Below are 19,531 nucleotides of genomic sequence, written 5' to 3' on the forward strand. Positions count from 1 at the left end.
GGGAAGGTTGCGTGTTTTATTTTGCCTTCTATTGTGTGTTAACCCCAACAAATATTATAGAGCCATAAAAGAATGGGAAGGTTGCGTGTTTTATTTTGCCTTCTATTGTGTGTTAACCCCAACAAATATTATAGAGCCAAAAAAGAAAAGCCCTGCAGAGATTTTACTCTCCACAGAGCTTCATAATAACAGTAAGGCGATATTCCTAAACTATTATTTTACAAAAGTTACGCGTACAGTATGTTTACCATCAATTAAATCATTTTCAATTGCTGAACCATTCTTAAGACCATACTCACCAACAATAAATGTAAGTGATGCTTTTTCAACACCAGAAGCAAGTGTAATCTGAGCATTGAAGTCAGCAAGTGCTAATGTAGATTTTTGTGTTGCATCTGTACTACCAATTAGAATTCCTTCATCAGCGTTTGCAATAGTAACATCATTAGCCAAGAATTCTAATTTATTAGGAGCTGTAGCATAATCAAAATCATATGTTAATGCATCAGCATCGCTAGCAAAATTATCAATACCGTATGCATTTGCACCAAACGGTACTGCATTTCCGTCTTTGTCATAAACTTTAAGCATTGGCTCAAGTCCATCAACATATCCATCAAGATCTGCTTTTGGTGCTATAGCAAAGTTAGATCCATCTTCTGTGTCATCTGATAAGTCATTATCAAACTTATCAACAACTAGTTCACTTTCTGCAATGCTACCATTTAGTAGGTCAAGTAACGCTGGTGCTGAACCTTTTGCAGCAGTAGCATCACTCAAGTCTACTGTTACTTCTGTTGGTAACTCTACACTAGTAGGAACTGGATTACTATTAGTTAGGTTAATAGTAAAGATTTCAGTAGCATACACAGTAGAAGTAGAATCACCTACAGCAACCTTAATTTTTGTAGACTCATCACCGGCATAGTATAAGTCTGGATTAGCACCTGTATCAAATCCAGCAGTTACACCAGTTTCACCATCAGCTCCTGCTGTATTAGAAAGACTATCGAAATCGGTATATTTATCCTCTGAATCAGTCAATGTTTCAGCCCCATCAACGTTAGCAAGAAGTAACTTATTAGCGTTGTAAGTTAATACATTACCATCTTCATCTACAGCTGAAGCAGTAAATGTTACTTGGTCTTGATCTAGATCAGAAGCATCAAGAATATCCTCATCTGCTTCAATTTCAAATGATGCCACTTCACCATCAGTTTCTACGATTTCAACTGGAAGAGTAGTTTCATAAGTTTTCTCAGTTGAGTCAGCATCAGCAAAGTAAGTTACTGTAACATCAAATTGAGGTACAGCAATTTCACTTGGAGCTTGAACAACTAAATCACCAGAACCATTAATACGGATGTCTCCACCGTCTGCTATTATTTTATCATATGAACTTTCTGGAATAGAAACTACAAATTTACCAGCTTTATCATCATTTCCATGATCTTGTGTTGTAAGAGTCCATTGAGCCTGACCATTGCTGCTATTAGGTGTGTTTATAGCTGCACCAGTATATTGAACTAGAGCATAATCTTCATCATATTGATCAAGGATTACCCCTTCAACCAATCCATGAGTAAATAAAGGAAGTGTATATTGATCTACACCTTCTTCAAATGTTCCATCATCTAATGCACCTTGAATTGCAGCTTTATCAGCAAGGTTCGTATCAGTAGTACCAGCAAGTTTATTTGGTAAAAGAGTAACCTTATCAAGTGATGAAATAGAAGTTGCAGCTGGAGAAGCTTTTACTTCAAAAGTTAATTCATTAGTAAATGATTGACCTTCAATTTCACCTTTAACAGTAATACTCGCTGTTCCAGTTTTACCATTTTGTAAAGATGATACAGTTAATGATCCTTCAGCATCCTGTGTTACGTCGATTAAAGTAGTTGTGTTGTTAGTAATAGTAACATTATCTAAGCTATCAGAACCTAAATCAACATGACGACCCATTGAATCTCCGTTTGCATAGTTTTTGAATAAAACTAATGTTTCACTATCACCATCGCTATATAGGTAATCTTTAGCATTAGCTGCAAACTCAACCTCATTTTCTGGAATATCTCCTACAGAATCAACGAATCCGTAAGTTGCATCATCAGATACAGTTACACCTTCGACAGAAACTTCAGTCCAATCAGACCAAATTGTTTCTCCGTTTTTGTATTCCACTTTAACACGTACTTCTGTTGTACCTGGGTTTAGTACTTCACCATTTGTTTCTTCAACAATTGTAGTATTTTTAGACTCAACAGCTGTTACTTGGTAGTCCTCAATAGAAACTACTTTACCGTCAGAATCTTTAACTGTTACATAATTTGTGATTTTAGTACCAACGTTAGCTCTGAAGTCAGTTTTGTTAATAGTAACATCTTCAACATCAGCAACTTGATAAGTAACTGTTCCAGTATAAGAATCTAATTTTTCAGTGTTATTTGCATTGTAGACATCAGCTGCAGTAACTTCGTACTCAGTACCATCAGCTAATGCACTGTTCAAAGTTAGAACAACAGTCTTACCGTTAACTTCAACACCAGTTACAGTTCTATCTGATACTGAAAAGTTGTCTTCAGTAGTATCTTCAGAAACTTCTGTGCTGAAAGTTAATTCAACTTGATTATCGGCAATCGCACTTACTCCAACAACCTCAGGTACAACAACTTTCTCTTCTAATTCAAGAGTTCTATGAGTGAATGCAGCGAAGTCACCGCGTTTCATTTCTTGTTTAGAACCGAATTGAGTTTCGTTTACACCTTCAGTAACGCCAGCGTTAAGTAGTTGCTCAACGTATTTACCTAGTGCAGAGTCACCAGAAACGTCTGTGAATTTTGTTCCATCACCATCAGCATCTTCAAATCTGTCTTGGAATGCAAGTACTAAGTATTTCGCAATTGCTTCACGCGTAATTGACTCATCTGGACGGTATGTACCATCTGGATAACCAGAAATAATACCTTTCTCTTCAAGTTTAACAATAGCTTCATAAGCTTGAGTCATTTCATGAACGTCAGAGAAGTCTGTTTCTGGTGTTTCACCTTCTCCAAGGATACCTAATGCACGCGCGATCATGATAGCACCTTCAGCACGTGTAATTGTTGTATCCGGACGGAATGTACCATCTGGGTAACCAGAAATAATTTCTTTTTCTACTAGATTTTTAATTGCATCTTCGTGGCGGTGATTATCAATATCAGATAAACCTGCCGCTGAAGCAGCTGGTGCTACAGCAGATGCTACTAATGTTGCAGTTGCTGCAGTTGCAACAAACTTACGATAAGACTTTGGTTGATAAGCCATTTTAAAGTTCCTCCCTAGTTTTGTATAATTTATTATGTTTTATCTTTAATCGATGTTTCTATCGATCGATTAACATTAGAAGCTAACACTCTATTTCCCACAATTTAGAGACTATGCATTCATACCTATTAATATTCCAAAATATTCTTTGGTAATATTAATAATATGTAGATTAATATGGTAATAAATCCAATGCCCGGTAGAAATAGAATTATTAAACTCGTTTTCTATTCTATCAAATTAATTGGATATTTCAACTCCTTTTTACAATTTTCCCTATTTATTTTCCAAGTTTATAATAATAATTACATTCCAATTACAATTCATTACGTTAAAGCGCTCAATACCTCCGTTTTATTGTCATAATTGTTATCTCACTGTAAAACATTATTTTATTACCAAACAAAAGTATGCTTACAAAAAAGTATGCTTACAAAATTAAAAAAATGGACTTTCTCTAAGGAGAAAGTCCATTTTTCACATTCATTATTTTTTTGATAGTTTATACAGATAGGACAATACTACCCCACCTACAAGCCAAAAGATAACATTTAGTTGTGGGATAAAAATAAGGTTGTTGGATAGGTTTTGCACCAAATAACAAACACTTCCGACGAACAACCCAACGGATAAGGTTTTACCTAATGTAGTTGTTTGTTTAAAGTGTAGCTTCGCAATCTTTAACAAATAGACTATATATATAGCCAAGAACGCAATTAATCCTGTTACTCCATTTTCCGCTCCTACTTTCAAATAAGAGTTATGAACGGAATAACTGTCATCATGTCCGATATATAATTCAGGATATTTCGTGACATACTCATAATATCGTTCACGATAGTTTCCACTTCCAATCCCTAAGATAGGATTGTCCTTCATCATATAAAATCCAGTTTTCCACAGAGTAGTACGGGAAACAACCGCTCTATTTGTTGTTTCATCTTCTTTCTCTTTATCTTCATTGTTCTCATCGTCTTCTTCACTTCCATCTTCTACCGAATCATCACCATCGTCCGAAGGAGGCTTTTCGTGATCAGAGCCTGAAGGAAGTAGTCTTTCTAATGCATAAAGAGCGGAGCTTGTTCTCTCTTGAACATCCGGCATAAAGTAAACACCTGTAAACAGAACAAGAAAAGCGATAAGAATATGTGGTTTAATTACATTTTTTATAAATTGTTTTGGAATGATAATAATCGTTAAAATAAGTGCACAAGCCATTGTCAGCCATGCAGCCCTAGTATAGGTAAGAATTAAGTTAACGATAAATACTCCATATAAAGCAAACATTAGCAGTTGATACTTCTTGTCTTTGAAATAAAGAACAGAGAACAAAAGAACAGCAGGAATCACAAAGTTTAAAAACGCTGAATAGTAGTTAGGATTAATAAGTGTAGAATCCACCCTTCCTATTGCTTCGTCTAAAGCGTATAGTCCTGCTTTATTCAATGAAAAGTTAAATACATACTGAAGTGCCCCAAATAAGCCGACAATCATGATAGATGCTAGGAAAGCAATCCCGAATGATTTATATTGCGCTTTCGTAAAATTAACTTTTGAGACAATAACAAACATAACAACATAGGATAAATAGCGGGCAATTTCCATAATCCCAGGAGTAACACTAACTGCTTGTGTTAAGGAGATAGCAGCAATTAGAAAATAAACCCCGAAAGCAAGTAAAAGTGGCCAAATTTTAAAATCATTCAGCTCAATTTTCCCTTTCCAATATTCATATGCTGCTAAGAGCGTTAGTAGCGGTATAAATATTACCTCAGCAGAAATTGGAATTGGACCAAGATAGGTCTTAAAATACAACAAAGGCATAAAGAAAGCCATTAATAATACAACATAATATGTTAAAGATTTTTGATGCATATTTTAATTCTCCTTTAACGTTCATAAAGCTAATTTCCTCGTTTAGCTTACAAGAAATTACTCCCTTAATCAATCTTAATTTTTATCTATTAAGTCAAAATATACCTGTTTTGTCGTTTTATACAGATTTTCTAAAGAAAAGGTGGTAGAGGCGTAATCATAAAGCTTCTCCCCCATCCCACTTAATTGATTGTCTTGATAGCAAGCTAATGCATCTCTAATTGCCATTTCATAAGCTTTAGTATCCTTTACTGGAACAATCCAACCAGTCTCTTTTGGGCTAACAAGCTCGCCAACTCCCCCTACATCTGTTGTAAGAATTGGTACCCGCTGATTGGCCGCCTCCAAAAGCGCAAGGGGAAAGCTTTCACTATGAGAAGCTAATAAACCTAAATGGGAGGAAGCATAAAGCTGATCTACATCGTGTCGGAACCCTAAAAAATAAACTTGATTACGAAGGTTAAGATCCTGAACCATTTTTTCCAGTTCCTTTTGTATAGGTCCATCTCCGACTAGAAGCAGTTTAACAGAAGGGTTGTTTATATTTTTCAGAGCATTAAAAACAATATCATGGCCTTTAATAGGATGGAGTCTAGCGACCATAGTCATGACAAAGTCGGTGTCGTTAACACCCATATCTCCTAATGAAAGAGGTTCTGCTTTTTCTTCTGTAAAATCAATTCCATTGTAAACTGTTTGTACTTTATCTCTTTCAATTCCTAGTTTGATTAGATTCTCTTTAAAACGCTCTGAAACTGCGAAGTAATAGTCCATCTTTTTTACAGCATAGAGATGTAAATTAGTGAAGACCCTTCCTTTTACTCCAGATTTTATAAAATCAAGCGAAGGGTCGCTATGAACTGTTGTTAGCCATTTAACCTTTGTTTTTTTATGAAGATAAATTCCAAATAGATTAGCTCTCGGTCCATGTGTATGAATGATGTCAAATTTCTCTGACTTGATAAAAGCGACAAGCCTTTTCAAGATACTTAAGTCATAACGAGAGGACTGTAAAAACAATTCGACGCGTATACCGGCTTTCCTTGCTTCTTCTGCTAATGCACCCTCTTGAAAAACAGCAAGCACAACTTGATCTTTTGGGAACTTGGAAAGCAGTGTAATCACATGCTTGCGTGAACCACCTGTCTCTCCTCCACTTATAAGATGAAGAACTTTCATACCTTTCCTCCTATCCCATTTTTCTTTCTTGATAAAATTTCTGCTTTTGCACCGCATTCTTTTTCACTCTTACTCCAAGGGTTACAGCCTTGTTTACTTGTTTAAAATGTTTATTATAGTTCCTACGCTTATCAATAACACTTTTCGCTTCTACTATATATTGCTGACTTGGAATTTCCAAAAAGGTTTCTACTGCCTTAGAGTTACTTTCATTTAACAGTGCCTGTTTAATGTAGCTCAGTTCTTGAAATCCATCAAAGTCAATCGCTTGTGACGTGAATACACCAATTGCTAGATTTTTTTTCACTATTTGTTGTGAAATATCAACGATGACATTTATCTCTTCAGGCGGGATAGGGCAATTGATTTCATATAGACGGACCATACAATCCTGATTATAGTTTACTAGTGTATCCGCCACAATTTCCGCTGTTGCAATATGGTCGGAATGACAATCCACAAAGGTAGGGCAGTATATATACTCGGGCTTTATGTTTTCTAATAATTCAAGCAGCCTGTTTTGAATATCTGGAGTACTTTCCACTTCACCATCTGGTAAATCAAGAAAAAGCATGTCACGAAAACCAAGTATTTCTTTTACTTTCTGTGCCTCTGCCTTTCGTGCTTTAACAAGAACATCTCTATCCATTTTCGTTACACTTTTGGCTCCATCCGTCATATACACAACCGTCACATCATCTCCTTGCTCAACATGACGAAGAATTGTCCCTCCTGCACCAATCGTCTCATCATCTACATGAGGTGCTAAAAAAAGCACTTTTGCTCCTGAAGCATTCATTTCAGTCAATTGTTTATCTTCTTTGTAGAAAGACTTTAGCGTCATTCTGTTCCAAGGCATAATAATTGGTTTTATCGTGTTGAGGATGGTCTTTTTTAAGTTTGCACACATACGCTTCACTCCTAAAAAGAATCAACATCGGCTGGAGTTATGTACCAGTCTGAGAGACTTATCCCATCCGAAAGAGATTCTGTTATTTTTTTCCCAACAAGTGGCATAGGAGAATCTTTGTGCTTAAAAGAAAACGTGCTAGTCAAACATTTGAACAATAACGTATGATCTAAAGCCCATGTTTGGATTACATCCGCTTCATGTAAATTTTGAATCCCTGCACTTATTAAAAGGTCCCAAACTTCTTTTTCTCCATCGGCAAATACATCAACAATATACCCATTCAATACCTTCCCTGTTCCGTACTGCTTTTCTTCTGTTCTTGTTACAATATATCCAATAAGTTTCTCCTCTTTATAAAGAGCTAGTATAGAATAGTCCCAATCTGGATGATTCGTAAAACGCCAATTAATAAAATCCGCATCCCTCACTAGGGAAATGTTGGAAAGTTGTTTCCCCCTCTCCCATAGCTCATCAAAGGAGGAATCCGCAGCTGTCTTACTCTCTATCCGATATCCTGTTGGGAGCGAGGTATTTTTCGAACGAAAAAAAACATCTGCCCATTTTAACAGCGGCTTAGCTAGCTTTAGGGCAGAAAAACGGCTCTCTAATAAGTTAGACACCTTATTTATTTTCATTAATCTCGGTACAAAGCCAATTTCTTGGGCACCAGTATATTTCAAAAATAACTCTTTCGCTTTAGGGGCTGGATAGCCAAAAAGATAGTCGAGTCCCTGTTCAGATGCCTGTTGGATCATTTCTACGTTTAAATCCTTATAAATGCCCTTCCCTCTATGCTTAGGGGATACCATCGTATCTGTACGAGCACCAAGGTAAATATTTTCATGGAACCATTTTCCTTTAAAGGGAACGAGAGCAACATGTCCGGCTATTTCTTTGTTTTCTTCTGCAACCGTCACAATCGTTTTATTTAAAACATTACCTTTATATTTCCATTCCCAATGTGGGATAGAGCGTTGTTTGTGAAAAACCTCTGTAAACAAATTATTAATTTCGACTTCGTCATCTTTTTGATACGGTCTAATCATTGATTTCCCTCTTTTTATCTTTTGACTATTACTTTAAAAAGAAAACTTGGTAATGCAAGTTGACGCTTAAATCGTTTAGGCTCTTTTAATAGCCTGTAGAGCCACTCCAACCCAAGCTTCCGAAATAATGATGGAGCTCTTTTTACATTCCCTGAGAATACATCTAGGCTCCCACCAACACCTTGAAACACTTTTACATTTAAATGTGGCATATGCTCTTGAATCCAAAGTTCTTGACGTGGACTTCCTAACGCAACAAATAATAATGTTGCACCCGAAGCATTAATTTTTTCAATTAATGCTTCATGATCGCTAACATACCCATTTTCATACCCTGCTATGTGAATTCCGTGAAAACGTTCTTCTATCTTTTTCTTTGCCTCTGAAACTACTCCTTCTTTGGCGCCGTATAGAAAAACACTGTGATTCTCTTGTGCAGCGAACTGAAGTAGTCGCTCCATCATATCGACACCTGTTACACGTTCTTGAATATTGCCTCCTTTTAGTTTAGAGGCAATCAGTATTCCCACCCCATCCGGTATCTGGTAGGTGGATTGATTAATTAGATCTTTTACTAATGGGTCTCTATTTGCTGTTATTACTTTTTCTGGGTTGACGGCAATGATAGTCGATTGCCTACCTTCCCTTATTCTTTGTTCGACATCTTGAATAATTTCATCATAAGTTAGAGGGGATACCGATACCCCCAAATACTGTTCCTTTTCCATTGATAACATTCCTTTTTCCTATCAAAGGCTATTCTTGAATCGCTCTTAAGTTAGTTAAGTCTCCAATTCTATAATGTACAAGCTTTTCTCCATCAAGCTGTGCACAATTCTTCGTATCAAACACAACAGGAGTACTCATTAAAGAAGTAACTTCATCCGAATTCATTTCCTTAAACTCATTGTGGTCCGTTAAAATCACAATAAGGTTAGCACCTTTAAGAGCATCCTCAAAAGATAAAAGTGGCATATTTACCTGTTCTTGTCGAACATGCGGATCATGAACACGAATATCAAACCGTGAATTACTTCTTAACTTTTCTACAATCTCCAATGCTGGGCTTTCTCGAACATCATCTATGTTTCCTTTATAAGTTAAACCAAACACAGCAATTTTCGGCTCACATAATTCGATTGTTAAACGATTCACTTGATTAACAACAAAATCTGGCATTGAGTTATTGATATCCCTCGAAAGCTTAATTAACAATGCTTCTTCTTGCGCTTTTTCCACAATAAAATATGGATCCACCGCTAAACAATGTCCCCCGACTCCCGGGCCAGGTTGATGAAGATTTACACGTGGATGCCTATTCGCTAGTTCTATCACTTTGTGAGCATCTACATTTAGCTTTGCTGATATTTTAACTAGTTCGTTTGCTAAAGCAATATTGACATCGCGGAATGTATTTTCCATTAGTTTAGACATTTCAGCAGTAACCGCCTCTGTCTCCATAATATCTCCAGTTACTATCGCTCTATAAACGTCTGCTGCCTTTTTGGTAGCAGTTGGTGTCAGCCCACCAACGATACGAGTATTTTCTATAAGCTCTATTAGAATTCTTCCAGGAAGTACACGCTCTGGACAATGAGCTAGATGAACATCCTGTTCTGGATCAAAACCATTTTCTTGAATAATCGGAGCCACAACGTCACTTATCGTTCTTGGAGGAATTGTAGATTCAACAATGATTATATTCCCTTTTTTTAGATACGGTATAATAGCTCTTGTTGCATTTTCTACATAGTCAACATTGGCTGTGCAATTATCGTGAATAGGTGTTGGAACAGAAATTATAAATACATCTGCTTCCTCAGGAGTCGTGGAAGCTATAAGTTTGCCGTCCGCTACTACTTGTTTGACAACTTCAGGTAAACCTACCTCTTCAATGACTACTTCCCCGTTATTTAGTTTATCTACTACTTGTTGATTAACATCGACCCCAACAATGTCATATCCTGCTCTTGCAAATACGGCTGCTGTTGGAAGGCCAATATATCCTAACCCTACTACACAAATCTTTTTCATAAAAAAAGACCTCGCTTTATTATTAGACTAATTTATTTTTCGACAAATTATTTTTCATAATCCTAACATAGTATAGCAAATTCACAAACACGTTGCACTATTTACATTGAATGTCATATGGAGTAATGATAGAATGAAATTTAGTTTTGAAAAGTGTGCTAAATACAGTGATATGCCTTCTTTTAATGCTTAATAAAGGTCTTTATTTATGCTACTTTTCACTCGAAAAATTAAAAAATGAGTCGAATTAAGGAGGAGTACTACTTTGAAAGTAGTTATTTCTGGCTTTTACGGACTAGGAAACACTGGTGATGAAGCAATCCTAGAAGCCATTATTGATAACCTAAGAGATGAACTGGACAACCCAGAAATTACTGTTTTTTCTCTTTCTCCAGAGAGAACTTCCGCTGACCACAATGTTAAAAGTGTGTATCGAGCATGGCGGAAGGAAAATAAAGAAAAAGTTCGAGCACTCCGGCAAGCTGATTTATTAATCAGCGGTGGTGGGGGGCTTTTGCAAGATACCTATCCAACTAAGTTCTTGTTCGGACCTCTCCCTTACTATTTATTGATTGTATTTCTAGCTAAGCTATGCGGAACAAAAGTCATGTTCTTTTCCCAAGGGATTGGCCCTGTAAATTCTACATGGGGAAAGATATTAATGAAGGTTTTTGCCAATATGGCTGACTTCATTACTGTCCGTGATCAATATTCTAAAGACCTACTACACAAACTAGGTGTTAACAGACCTGAGTCTATTGTAACTGCCGATATTGTGTTTGGCTTTCAAAAGAAAGAAGATTCATCTTGTTACAATAGCCTTCCTTTAAATGGGGATGAAAAGTTAGTAGCTATTTCTGTAAGGCCTTGGTTTAACCATACCGAACACTACTCCCAATTGGCAGAAGTAGTAGATTCATTAATTGAAACGGAAGGAATTACTCCTGTTTTCGTTCCAATGGAAGGCTCTCATGATGTAAAAGCTTCTAACTTTGTTTTAGAGCATATGAAACACGGGGATTCTTGTTATGTGTTAGGACCTGATTTTACTCCGAACCAATACTTAAATTTTATTTCAATATGTAAGATGACGATTGGACTTAGACTACATTCCTTAATCTTTTCCGCTTTAACTGGTATTCCTCACATAGGGATAAGCTATGACAGAAAAGTAGAGAGTTTACTAAAACGGTCTGGAATGTGGGAATATTCGTTTAGACTCGAAGAAATCAATACACAAAAGATGATAAAAAATGCTCAATATATCTTAACGCACCAAAATGAACTAAGTGTTACTGTTGAAAAGAACGCTGAATCTATGAGAGATGAGGCATTAGAAAATATTCGTTTATTAAAGAAACACTTCTTAAAGTAATCGACACTTTCTCACGATGAGGAGACGATAAAATGAAAATCTTATTAGCAACCGTATTTGATTACCCCCATCCTGGTGGGTTATCTACACATGTGACAACATTAAAAGCTGGTCTTGAAGCAAGAGGACATATAGTCGATATCTTATCCATCAGTGACATCCCTAAATCGACGCAAACCCTCAAAGCTCGTGGTCCTAGCTTTATCCTTAATAAAGTCGCCAAAGGGAAAGGCATTATATGGAGCAGAAAAGCACGAAAAAAAATGCTTCAACGATTAATAGAAGCAAATAAACACAAGGACTACGACATCGTTAACGCCCAGGATGTTTATGCTACCTTCGCTTCGCTTGATGCTGGTCTCCCGACAGTTTCCACTGTACACGGTTATATGGCATTTGAAGCAGTAAGTGCAGGTTCTGTACTAGAAAATAGCCCAGAGGCAAAATACCTACAAGAAAAAGAAATTGAAGCTTTCCAAAAAACTAGAAAAGTTATTACTGTCGACCAGCGCATTAAAGATTATGTATTGAAGCAAGCTGGGGTAGAGGGGAATGCCATCCGAAACTTCATTAACATTGATGACTTTAAACCAGATACAACAAAAAAACAGGAGTATCGAAGCAAACATCAAGTCAATCAGGATGACAAAGTATTTTTTGTACCTCGTCGCTTAACAAAGAAAAACGGGGTCATCTACCCAATACTTTCCTTCCCTAAAGTGCTCGAAAAGTATCCTAATGCAAAGTTAATTTATGCAGGATCTGGCGAGGCTTTAGAAGATATGAAAAAATTGATTGCAGAAAAAAACCTTGAGAATAGTATTCAATTGTTAGGTCCAATTCCACATCAACAAATCAAAGAATTTTTTGCTTTATCTAATGTGGTCCTTGTTCCAAGTATCCATTCTGCAGGAGTAGAAGAAGCAACCTCTATATCTGCGCTAGAAGCGATGGGGTCCGGTGTCCCACTTATAGCATGTGCCGTTGGAGGTTTGAAAGAAATCGTTCATCATAACGAGGATGGCTTACTAGTTGAAGAACGTAATGTAGGCGAACTTTCAGAAGCTATGATTGAACTACTTGACAACCCTGAAAAAGGGAACCAGCTAGCTATGAATGCAAGAGAAAAAATTGAAGCAGAATATTCCCATGTAGCTGCCGCTGAAAAGTATGAACAAATTTATTTATCTGCTCTAAAATAATTTAAAAACTTAACGAACGTGTAGATATCTTCCCTGTTATCTACACGTTTCTTTTGAATAGAAGGTGAAAATATGTCTTTAAAAAAAGCAGCCTTATGGATTACTTTACTTGCAATCGTATTAAAACTATCAGGATTTTTACGAGAAAGTATCATCGCTCGTCAATTTGGTGCAAATGAATATACAGACGGTTATTTACTTGCCTTCTCCTTCATTACCCTTGTGGTTGCCATGATTTCCGGCGGGTTTAATAATGTATTTCTTCCTTTATATATTCAACGAATGAAAGAAAACCCTGAGGAAACAGAACAAAGTGCGAATGGAATATTAAATTTTACAGTTCTGTTGTTTTTAGGGATAACAGCCGTTGGGTATTTCTTAGTACCTTATTTTGTCCCTTTTATTTTTGGTAATATGACGCTTGAAACAGAGGAAATCGCCGTATCTATTACACAATTTTTCTTTCTATTTATAAGTGCCATCGCCTTAAACGGAATACTGGATTCCTATTTACAAGGTAGAAGAACCTATGTCCCAGCACAGATATCAAAATTACTGTCGACATTAATGGGGGCAGTTTTCGCTCTTTTATTCTCGCAGTACTGGGGAATCCATAGTCTTGCCTATGGTTTTATTTTTGGAACGCTCCTTGGGATATGTGTTCAATTTTACTACTTAATCAAAAAGGGCTATCGTTGGCGACCTACTTTAAAAATAAACAAGGAATTTCGAAAAGCATTTATCATTCTGCTTATCCCATCTTTGTTAAATGCAGTAGTTGGGCAAGTGAATATGTTTGTCAATAAGGCGTTTGCCTCCGATACTATTCAGGGTGCTGTTACCTATTTAAATAACGCTTCTCTCCTTGTTAGTATTCCTCATACAATTTACGGGACAACCATTGCTACTATTATATTTACCTTATTGTCAGAGCGCGTGGATAATAAAAAAAGATTTCAAGAAACTGTATTTATGGGAATGCAAATTTCACTTGTTACACTAATGCCTATTGCAGCAGGATTGTTCCTTGTTGGTCAGGAAGCAATATCTTTCGTCTTTGAAAGAGGTAAGTTTACGGAAGCAGATACTTATAACACTTATTTAGCTTTAATGTTTTATTTACCTATTATCATTACCCAAGGACTGCAATATATTGTTTCCAAATCTATGTATGCCCAAGGTAAAACAGCCATTGTATTTAGAATCAGTGTAACAACGATTGTTTTAAATATTTTTCTTAATTGGTTGCTTGTAAAGCCTTTCGGGTATCCAGGTTTAGCTCTTTCTAGTGCATTTGTTTCACTATATTATTTGACGATGACAATCATCTTTGTTTATAAAGATTTCCCAGTGGCAGAGAGAATAAAGTTATTAAAATTAATTGTAAAGGTCTTAATTCCAACTTTCATAATGGTTGTACCAATCTATTTACTTAAAACCTTTATACCTATCTCCAAATTATACTCTTTATGGCAATTAGCGATTATTATTCCTATAGGAGTTGTTTTATATCTAATTGGCTTGTTTATCTTCTATCGGGAAGCATTTAACGAATTGTTTAAAGTGATTAAATCCAAAGCTAAAAAAGCTAAATAAGAAAGAGGATGGCTTTTTATGTACTTGATCCATACGAAAAGAAAGTTCCTAATTGTTTTATGTATTTCTATTTTCCTAACTGGGTGCATAAACAAAGGGGAAACAAAAAAACAACCTTCTTCAATAGATGTAGCATTAAACGAAAGACTAGAACTAAAACTTACTACGTTAGATGGAGAAATTGAGTTAGTTGATGAGCAGAAGTCTTCCTCTCTAAACCTCTATGAGGATGCTTCCTCTTTCTTTACTGTGACAAAGAACTCCAACACATTGTTAGATGGTTCTGTGACGGTTCGTAAATTAAATAATAAAGATCTACTTATTTTCACTTCGATTGAAAATAAAAGTGATCAACCAAAGTCCATCGACTTTTCCCTAACTCTCCCGCAAACAAATCGTTATTCTTTAACAGATTGGGATCAAAGGAAAGTGAATCATCCGCATGACGGCAATACGGGCATAGACAAAACAACTCAACCTATTGGCCTTTTCTCATTTCGGCACTATGATAACCTCCGTTATGAAGTAGTGTTGGGAAAACAATACACCTCATTACCGGTGACAAAAGATTACTCGAATGGTCTCCATAGTCACTTAAGAGAAATCGTATCAGAAAAAAAGAAATACCAGATTGCTCAGCAAACTTCATCCGCTACTTTAGACTTTACACTAAAGGCTAATAAAGGTGAAACTTCTGAGCAGTGGTTGATGCTCTCAAAAGAAAAATTTTTTTCTACAAATGATGAACTTCAAAGTTGGATTGACTATCATCTTGATTCTTACAAAGAGGCCAATACTTGGCTTACTCCCAGTGGACCAATGAAAAAACTTCCATGGTCCATTGAACCGTATACGAAAAAGGGATATGGTCGAAATCTCGGGGTAATGGTGGACAGGGAAGCTATTGATAGATACCTAGAAACCCATGAAAGATATTATCATAATCTTACTATTAATTCCGTTGCAAGTCTTATGGAGTATCGTAAACAAAAAGATACAACAATTTGGGAAACAGAATATACTAGTACCTGGTTAAAGAAAGCATATGGACTAACCGCTCCTTATATTGACACGAGACACAATGAATTTATTGCCCTTTACTTAAAGAAAATTGGGGATGAACTTAATATCCCACAACTTCAAAAAGCACCATTAACATACGGAGATTATCTCCTAGAGCAAATAAATATTGGCAATGTAATTAAAACGGAAAATGGAGTATTAATTTCTGATTACTTCTCCCCTTATGATGTTGGTCAAAAAACTCATGCATCACTTAATCATATACTAGGTGGAGCAAACTTACTTTTAGATTGTTATATTCAATCAGGCGAAGAGAAGTATTTACATGCAGCTGTACAAATTGAAACTGGCCTAGAAGACCTTGATCAAAAGTGGATTAGAGACAACGGGGATTTATGGTACCAAGTGAATCCCGACCTTACCTTTGCGGGAAATGATTATGAGCAACTTACGCTTTTAGACTTACTAAAGCATCAGGAAAAATTGGAAAAGGCAGGACTAAAAAGGAGTGCCTTTATAGATAATCTCCTTTCTTCTAAACTTAAGTATTTACAAAGCAAGAAAATTGAGCTTATACCTGACGTACAACAGGAATTGAAATCTCAAGGTTTTCATTAAAAAGACAGGCCCTTAAAAATTAATTGGGCCTGTCTTTTTCACTAAGATAATTATTTTGCAATGTTTATTTTATCTACGAATTCCCCTGCTACGTACACTTCATTGTAGCGAATATCATCAGAAATCGTTTTAATCCACGTTCTATCCGGTCGGTCTAGCTCATCTAGAATAACAATCGCCCTATTCGCGTTTCTATATTCAAATAAAAAGGTTGAGGAAGAAACGGTAGGCTCACTTCTAAAATTCAAACCATCTGTATTTGTAAGTCCAATTTGGTATTTATTAAAATCCTTTGAACCCATTGCCTTATCAATTCGATAATAATGGCCTGCTGCTTTCGCTCCCCAATAAGGATCGGATGCGTATCTTACATTGAAGCCAGCTACTTTATTACCAAACATGGCACCATTTGCATAAGGACCACTTGGCGGAATGTAATTTTTGTTCCAGAAGAGTTCGATGAATTCATCAATATTTTCCTCAACAGACTCAAAATAGTCATTTTTCGGATCATCATCATATACTCTTAAACCAAAAAGGTTATTGTATGTTTGCGCACGAGGCGATAGGCCATACTGCCCCTCATGAAAAGCCAAAGATAAAATATGAAGCGCATTTATCTTTTTCTCCTTTTCTACCTCTTTAAGATAGGATCCAATTCCTATAAGTTTACCTTTCTTGCTTGCATTTTGGTATTTAGGATCATTCGGATAGGCTTTTTCTAGTTCTTTCATTCTATTCAAAATGAAGGAATCAATTTCCTCTGCCGTATAACTTGTCTTCGTTCTTGCCGGTAAATACTGAAAATATTGATATACAGGTCCTACTACTTTTCCGGTACTTGCATTCATAAAAGTACTTCCATCCCAGCTGTAATAGATAGCACCTTCTTTTAACTCACTTGGAGCTTTCCCAACATTGTATGAACCATATGTGTCATTTAAATCTGAATAAATATAGTGGTACAGTAGACCATTATTCACTTTATAGTAAGAACGTTCCTCCACCATATTAATAGGTTCTAGTTTCACATTTTCTTGTTTAACATAACCAATGCGATCACCAATCTGAATTTTCACCCTATCTTCCGTTGAATCCAGATATTTTAGTTCAGTATCAAACGCTACATAGGTTTCAGCTGAAGATGAACCTTCGGATGGGTAAATATTAGTATTACTTCCGGCAGGAGTCGCTACTGTTACTGCAATACCCGTGTTCATTTTAACAACATCTTTCCCATTAGTAACTACTTGATTGTTTGAACCATCCCACGCTTTTACCGCAGCACTATAACTGCTATAGGATTTAATAGGAACTAACTTCCCATTTTCAATTTTCGATACGCTATAGGTTTTTATTTCTTCGTCAACATTTTCCTCAACTGCTGTTAATAATCTCGAAATAACTGCCGCAGCTTGGTCACGTTTCGCATATGACTTCGGTTCAAAACGGTGTGTATTATCTTTGTTAGGAATACCTTGAATAATTTTATAATGTACATTGACTGCTACTGCTCGCTTTATCTCAGAAGAATTAAATTGACTTGAGTCTGTGAATTTCATATCTGCTTGCTGTAACTCAATATTATAAAATTTTAATGCACGTTGAATCATAACAGCCATTTGCTCACGTGTTATTTTATCATTTGGGCCGAATTTACCGTTCGAATACCCTGTTACAATACCAGCAGAGCTTGCCCCACTAATTCCATCTGCTAATGAGGAATCCAGTGCTACATCAGGATACGTTTTATCTCCTACTGGTAAATCTAGTGCTCTGTAAATAAATGTTGCAAATTGCCCTCTAGTCACATTTACTTTTGGTTTATAAACACCATCTGAAAAGCCTTGAAGTACATCAAGTTCAATCATTTCTCTCATTTCTTTTTCTAACGTAATTCCAGTGATGTCATCAGAAGCTGCTTGAGCTTCAATGCTACCAAATACAGTTCCAGTTACTAGTGCAAAAAGTAGTGTCATAACTGCATAGAACTTCTTCATACAAAATCCTCCTATTTCTTTACTTCTTCGACATATACCCTACTATTCTATCAAATATTTTACACGTAACCTAGTAATAAAAAAATAAGTATTTTATGGAATTACGTAATAAAGTATCTTGCGAGTAGTTATTAGTAAAACAACTAGTTTCAGATTAAATAGTATTTGCGTTTTAATAAAAGACAATTGGGTAAAACAATAACAAAGTACCTTGATGTACTTCTTCCTTATTTTCTAGAAATGACCTTACATAGGCTAATTATGAGAGGTATGAGCAATTCATACCTCGCGAATTATTAATAACATCAAAAAAGCTTCCTACCCTTATAGGATAAGAAGCTTGTAATCTATTTTCCAGTATAGGCGTTGTAAATTGCTGCAGAAAATTCTGCTCTAGTAGCCTCATCGCTAGCTCTAAAACTTGATGTTTGAAAAAGTGTTGTTTTGTCAATTGCATGCATGCTAGCAATTGCTGCACCTGCCCAGTGATTCGGGACTACATCATCATAAATAGTACTAGCTTTTGCAATACTAAAGCCATGATCCAATTCAAACGCTCTTTCAATAATAACCGCCATCTGTGCTCGGTCCATATATTGATTGGACTTAAATGTCCCATCTGGGTATCCTTGTATAATCCCAGCACTTTGCATCGCTAATATGTCCTTGTAGAATGACTGATTTGGTGAGACATCTTTAAAACTAGTATTCTTAGAAGGTGTGTATCCTAGTACACGATTCAGAATAGCAGCAGCTTGTCCACGAGTTACAGGCTTTTCTGGTTTAAATGTATTATCAGTAAATCCATTGATTACATCATTAGAAGAAAGCTCTATAATAGCATCATATGCCGGATGTGAAGTTGCTAAGTCACTGAATTGTTTATTAGAAGATACCGAATCTAATCTTTTTCCTGCAGTAAATTTAGGTCCCCAGTATGAATTGCTAAGGGAAGAAATAGCAATTCCTTTATTTTCTGCAGATATAAATTTATTATCTCCTATGTAAATACCTGCATGAGAAATACCTGGTTTGTATGTATTACTAAATAGTACAATATCCCCCGGTTCTAATTCACTCTTCGAAACCTTTGTGCCTACCTTGTATTGTTCAGATGACGTTCGTGGTAGGTTTATGTTAAATTTCCCGTACACATATTTCAAAAATCCTGAACAATCAAAACCAGCAGGACTAGTACCACCAAATTTATAAGGTACTCCTACATACTTCTTAGCAAAATCTACTATTTGCTGACCACTAGCAGCTTTAGTTGACTGAACAGGAGTAATTAATAATAATAGAGAACATGTTACAAGTAAATACAACAGTTTTTTCATTTTCCCACCCCAAAAGCATTACATTTT

General features: G+C 36.1%; 13 protein-coding genes. 4 read left to right on the forward strand and 9 right to left on the reverse strand.

Annotated features, from left to right (window positions below; all coding sequences use genetic code 11):
* Positions 1 to 213 precede the first annotated feature (213 nt).
* The 7 genes from ACFSUL_RS20460 to ACFSUL_RS20490 form a co-directional block, all read right to left on the reverse strand.
* Positions 214 to 3,306: an S-layer homology domain-containing protein gene (locus tag ACFSUL_RS20460; RefSeq protein WP_377938101.1), complete on the reverse strand. Its 3,093-nt coding sequence runs from the start codon at positions 3,304 to 3,306 to the stop codon at positions 214 to 216.
* Between the two features lie 486 nt (positions 3,307 to 3,792).
* Positions 3,793 to 5,181: an O-antigen ligase family protein gene (locus ACFSUL_RS20465; RefSeq protein WP_377938103.1), complete on the reverse strand. Its 1,389-nt coding sequence runs from the start codon at positions 5,179 to 5,181 to the stop codon at positions 3,793 to 3,795.
* Positions 5,182 to 5,256: 75 nt separating this feature from the next.
* Positions 5,257 to 6,360 carry a glycosyltransferase gene (locus tag ACFSUL_RS20470; RefSeq protein ID WP_377938105.1) on the reverse strand — a complete coding sequence of 368 codons (1,104 nt, stop codon included), beginning with the start codon at positions 6,358 to 6,360 and terminating at the stop codon, positions 5,257 to 5,259.
* 10 nt (positions 6,361 to 6,370) lie between these two features.
* Positions 6,371 to 7,270 carry a PIG-L deacetylase family protein gene (locus tag ACFSUL_RS20475; RefSeq protein WP_377938107.1) on the reverse strand — a complete coding sequence of 300 codons (900 nt, stop codon included), beginning with the start codon at positions 7,268 to 7,270 and terminating at the stop codon, positions 6,371 to 6,373.
* Between the two features lie 11 nt (positions 7,271 to 7,281).
* Positions 7,282 to 8,319 carry a GNAT family N-acetyltransferase gene (locus ACFSUL_RS20480; RefSeq protein ID WP_377938109.1) on the reverse strand — a complete coding sequence of 346 codons (1,038 nt, stop codon included), beginning with the start codon at positions 8,317 to 8,319 and terminating at the stop codon, positions 7,282 to 7,284.
* Positions 8,320 to 8,333: 14 nt separating this feature from the next.
* The gene (locus ACFSUL_RS20485) at positions 8,334 to 9,047 is read right to left on the reverse strand and encodes a WecB/TagA/CpsF family glycosyltransferase (protein ID WP_377938111.1); all 714 of its coding nucleotides are present in this window, start codon (positions 9,045 to 9,047) and stop codon (positions 8,334 to 8,336) included.
* A gap of 28 nt (positions 9,048 to 9,075) precedes the next feature.
* Positions 9,076 to 10,353 (reverse strand): nucleotide sugar dehydrogenase, encoded by a 1,278-nt coding sequence (locus ACFSUL_RS20490; protein ID WP_377938114.1) that lies wholly within the window; start codon positions 10,351 to 10,353, stop codon positions 9,076 to 9,078.
* Positions 10,354 to 10,618: 265 nt separating this feature from the next.
* On the opposite strand from ACFSUL_RS20490, the gene csaB reads away from it, so the two are divergent.
* The 4 genes from csaB to ACFSUL_RS20510 all read left to right on the forward strand — a co-directional run bounded on the left by csaB (position 10,619) and on the right by ACFSUL_RS20510 (position 16,167).
* Positions 10,619 to 11,728, forward strand: coding sequence for a polysaccharide pyruvyl transferase CsaB (csaB, locus tag ACFSUL_RS20495; protein WP_377938116.1), 1,110 nt, complete (start codon positions 10,619 to 10,621; stop codon positions 11,726 to 11,728).
* A gap of 32 nt (positions 11,729 to 11,760) precedes the next feature.
* Entirely contained in the window at positions 11,761 to 12,930 is a 1,170-nt protein-coding gene (locus ACFSUL_RS20500) for a glycosyltransferase family 4 protein (RefSeq protein ID WP_377938118.1), read from the forward strand.
* Positions 12,931 to 13,002: 72 nt separating this feature from the next.
* Positions 13,003 to 14,526 carry a murein biosynthesis integral membrane protein MurJ gene (gene murJ, locus ACFSUL_RS20505; RefSeq protein WP_377938120.1) on the forward strand — a complete coding sequence of 508 codons (1,524 nt, stop codon included), beginning with the start codon at positions 13,003 to 13,005 and terminating at the stop codon, positions 14,524 to 14,526.
* Positions 14,527 to 14,544: 18 nt separating this feature from the next.
* Positions 14,545 to 16,167: a hypothetical protein gene (locus tag ACFSUL_RS20510; RefSeq protein WP_377938122.1), complete on the forward strand. Its 1,623-nt coding sequence runs from the start codon at positions 14,545 to 14,547 to the stop codon at positions 16,165 to 16,167.
* A gap of 50 nt (positions 16,168 to 16,217) precedes the next feature.
* Here the strand turns inward: ACFSUL_RS20510 and ACFSUL_RS20515 are convergent, their stop codons facing one another.
* Entirely contained in the window at positions 16,218 to 18,167 is a 1,950-nt protein-coding gene (locus ACFSUL_RS20515; RefSeq protein ID WP_377938124.1) for an S-layer homology domain-containing protein, read from the reverse strand.
* Positions 18,168 to 18,514: 347 nt separating this feature from the next.
* Positions 18,515 to 19,504 (reverse strand): C40 family peptidase, encoded by a 990-nt coding sequence (locus tag ACFSUL_RS20520; protein ID WP_377938126.1) that lies wholly within the window; start codon positions 19,502 to 19,504, stop codon positions 18,515 to 18,517.
* Positions 19,505 to 19,531: the final 27 nt, after the last annotated feature.

Source organism: Bacillus seohaeanensis (assembly GCF_042684945.1).
Lineage (GTDB): Bacteria > Bacillota > Bacilli > Bacillales > Bacillaceae_B > Rossellomorea > Rossellomorea seohaeanensis.

Coding starts and splice junctions, on each gene's coding strand:
- ACFSUL_RS20460 (WP_377938101.1), bottom strand. CDS start 3,306: ATGGCTTATCAACCAAAGTCTTATCGTAAGTTTGTTGCAACTGCAGCA.
- ACFSUL_RS20465 (WP_377938103.1), bottom strand. CDS start 5,181: ATGCATCAAAAATCTTTAACATATTATGTTGTATTATTAATGGCTTTC.
- ACFSUL_RS20470 (WP_377938105.1), bottom strand. CDS start 6,360: ATGAAAGTTCTTCATCTTATAAGTGGAGGAGAGACAGGTGGTTCACGC.
- ACFSUL_RS20475 (WP_377938107.1), bottom strand. CDS start 7,270: ATGTGTGCAAACTTAAAAAAGACCATCCTCAACACGATAAAACCAATT.
- ACFSUL_RS20480 (WP_377938109.1), bottom strand. CDS start 8,319: ATGATTAGACCGTATCAAAAAGATGACGAAGTCGAAATTAATAATTTG.
- ACFSUL_RS20485 (WP_377938111.1), bottom strand. CDS start 9,047: ATGGAAAAGGAACAGTATTTGGGGGTATCGGTATCCCCTCTAACTTAT.
- ACFSUL_RS20490 (WP_377938114.1), bottom strand. CDS start 10,353: ATGAAAAAGATTTGTGTAGTAGGGTTAGGATATATTGGCCTTCCAACA.
- ACFSUL_RS20500 (WP_377938118.1), top strand. CDS start 11,761: ATGAAAATCTTATTAGCAACCGTATTTGATTACCCCCATCCTGGTGGG.
- murJ (WP_377938120.1), top strand. CDS start 13,003: ATGTCTTTAAAAAAAGCAGCCTTATGGATTACTTTACTTGCAATCGTA.
- ACFSUL_RS20510 (WP_377938122.1), top strand. CDS start 14,545: ATGTACTTGATCCATACGAAAAGAAAGTTCCTAATTGTTTTATGTATT.
- ACFSUL_RS20515 (WP_377938124.1), bottom strand. CDS start 18,167: ATGAAGAAGTTCTATGCAGTTATGACACTACTTTTTGCACTAGTAACT.
- ACFSUL_RS20520 (WP_377938126.1), bottom strand. CDS start 19,504: ATGAAAAAACTGTTGTATTTACTTGTAACATGTTCTCTATTATTATTA.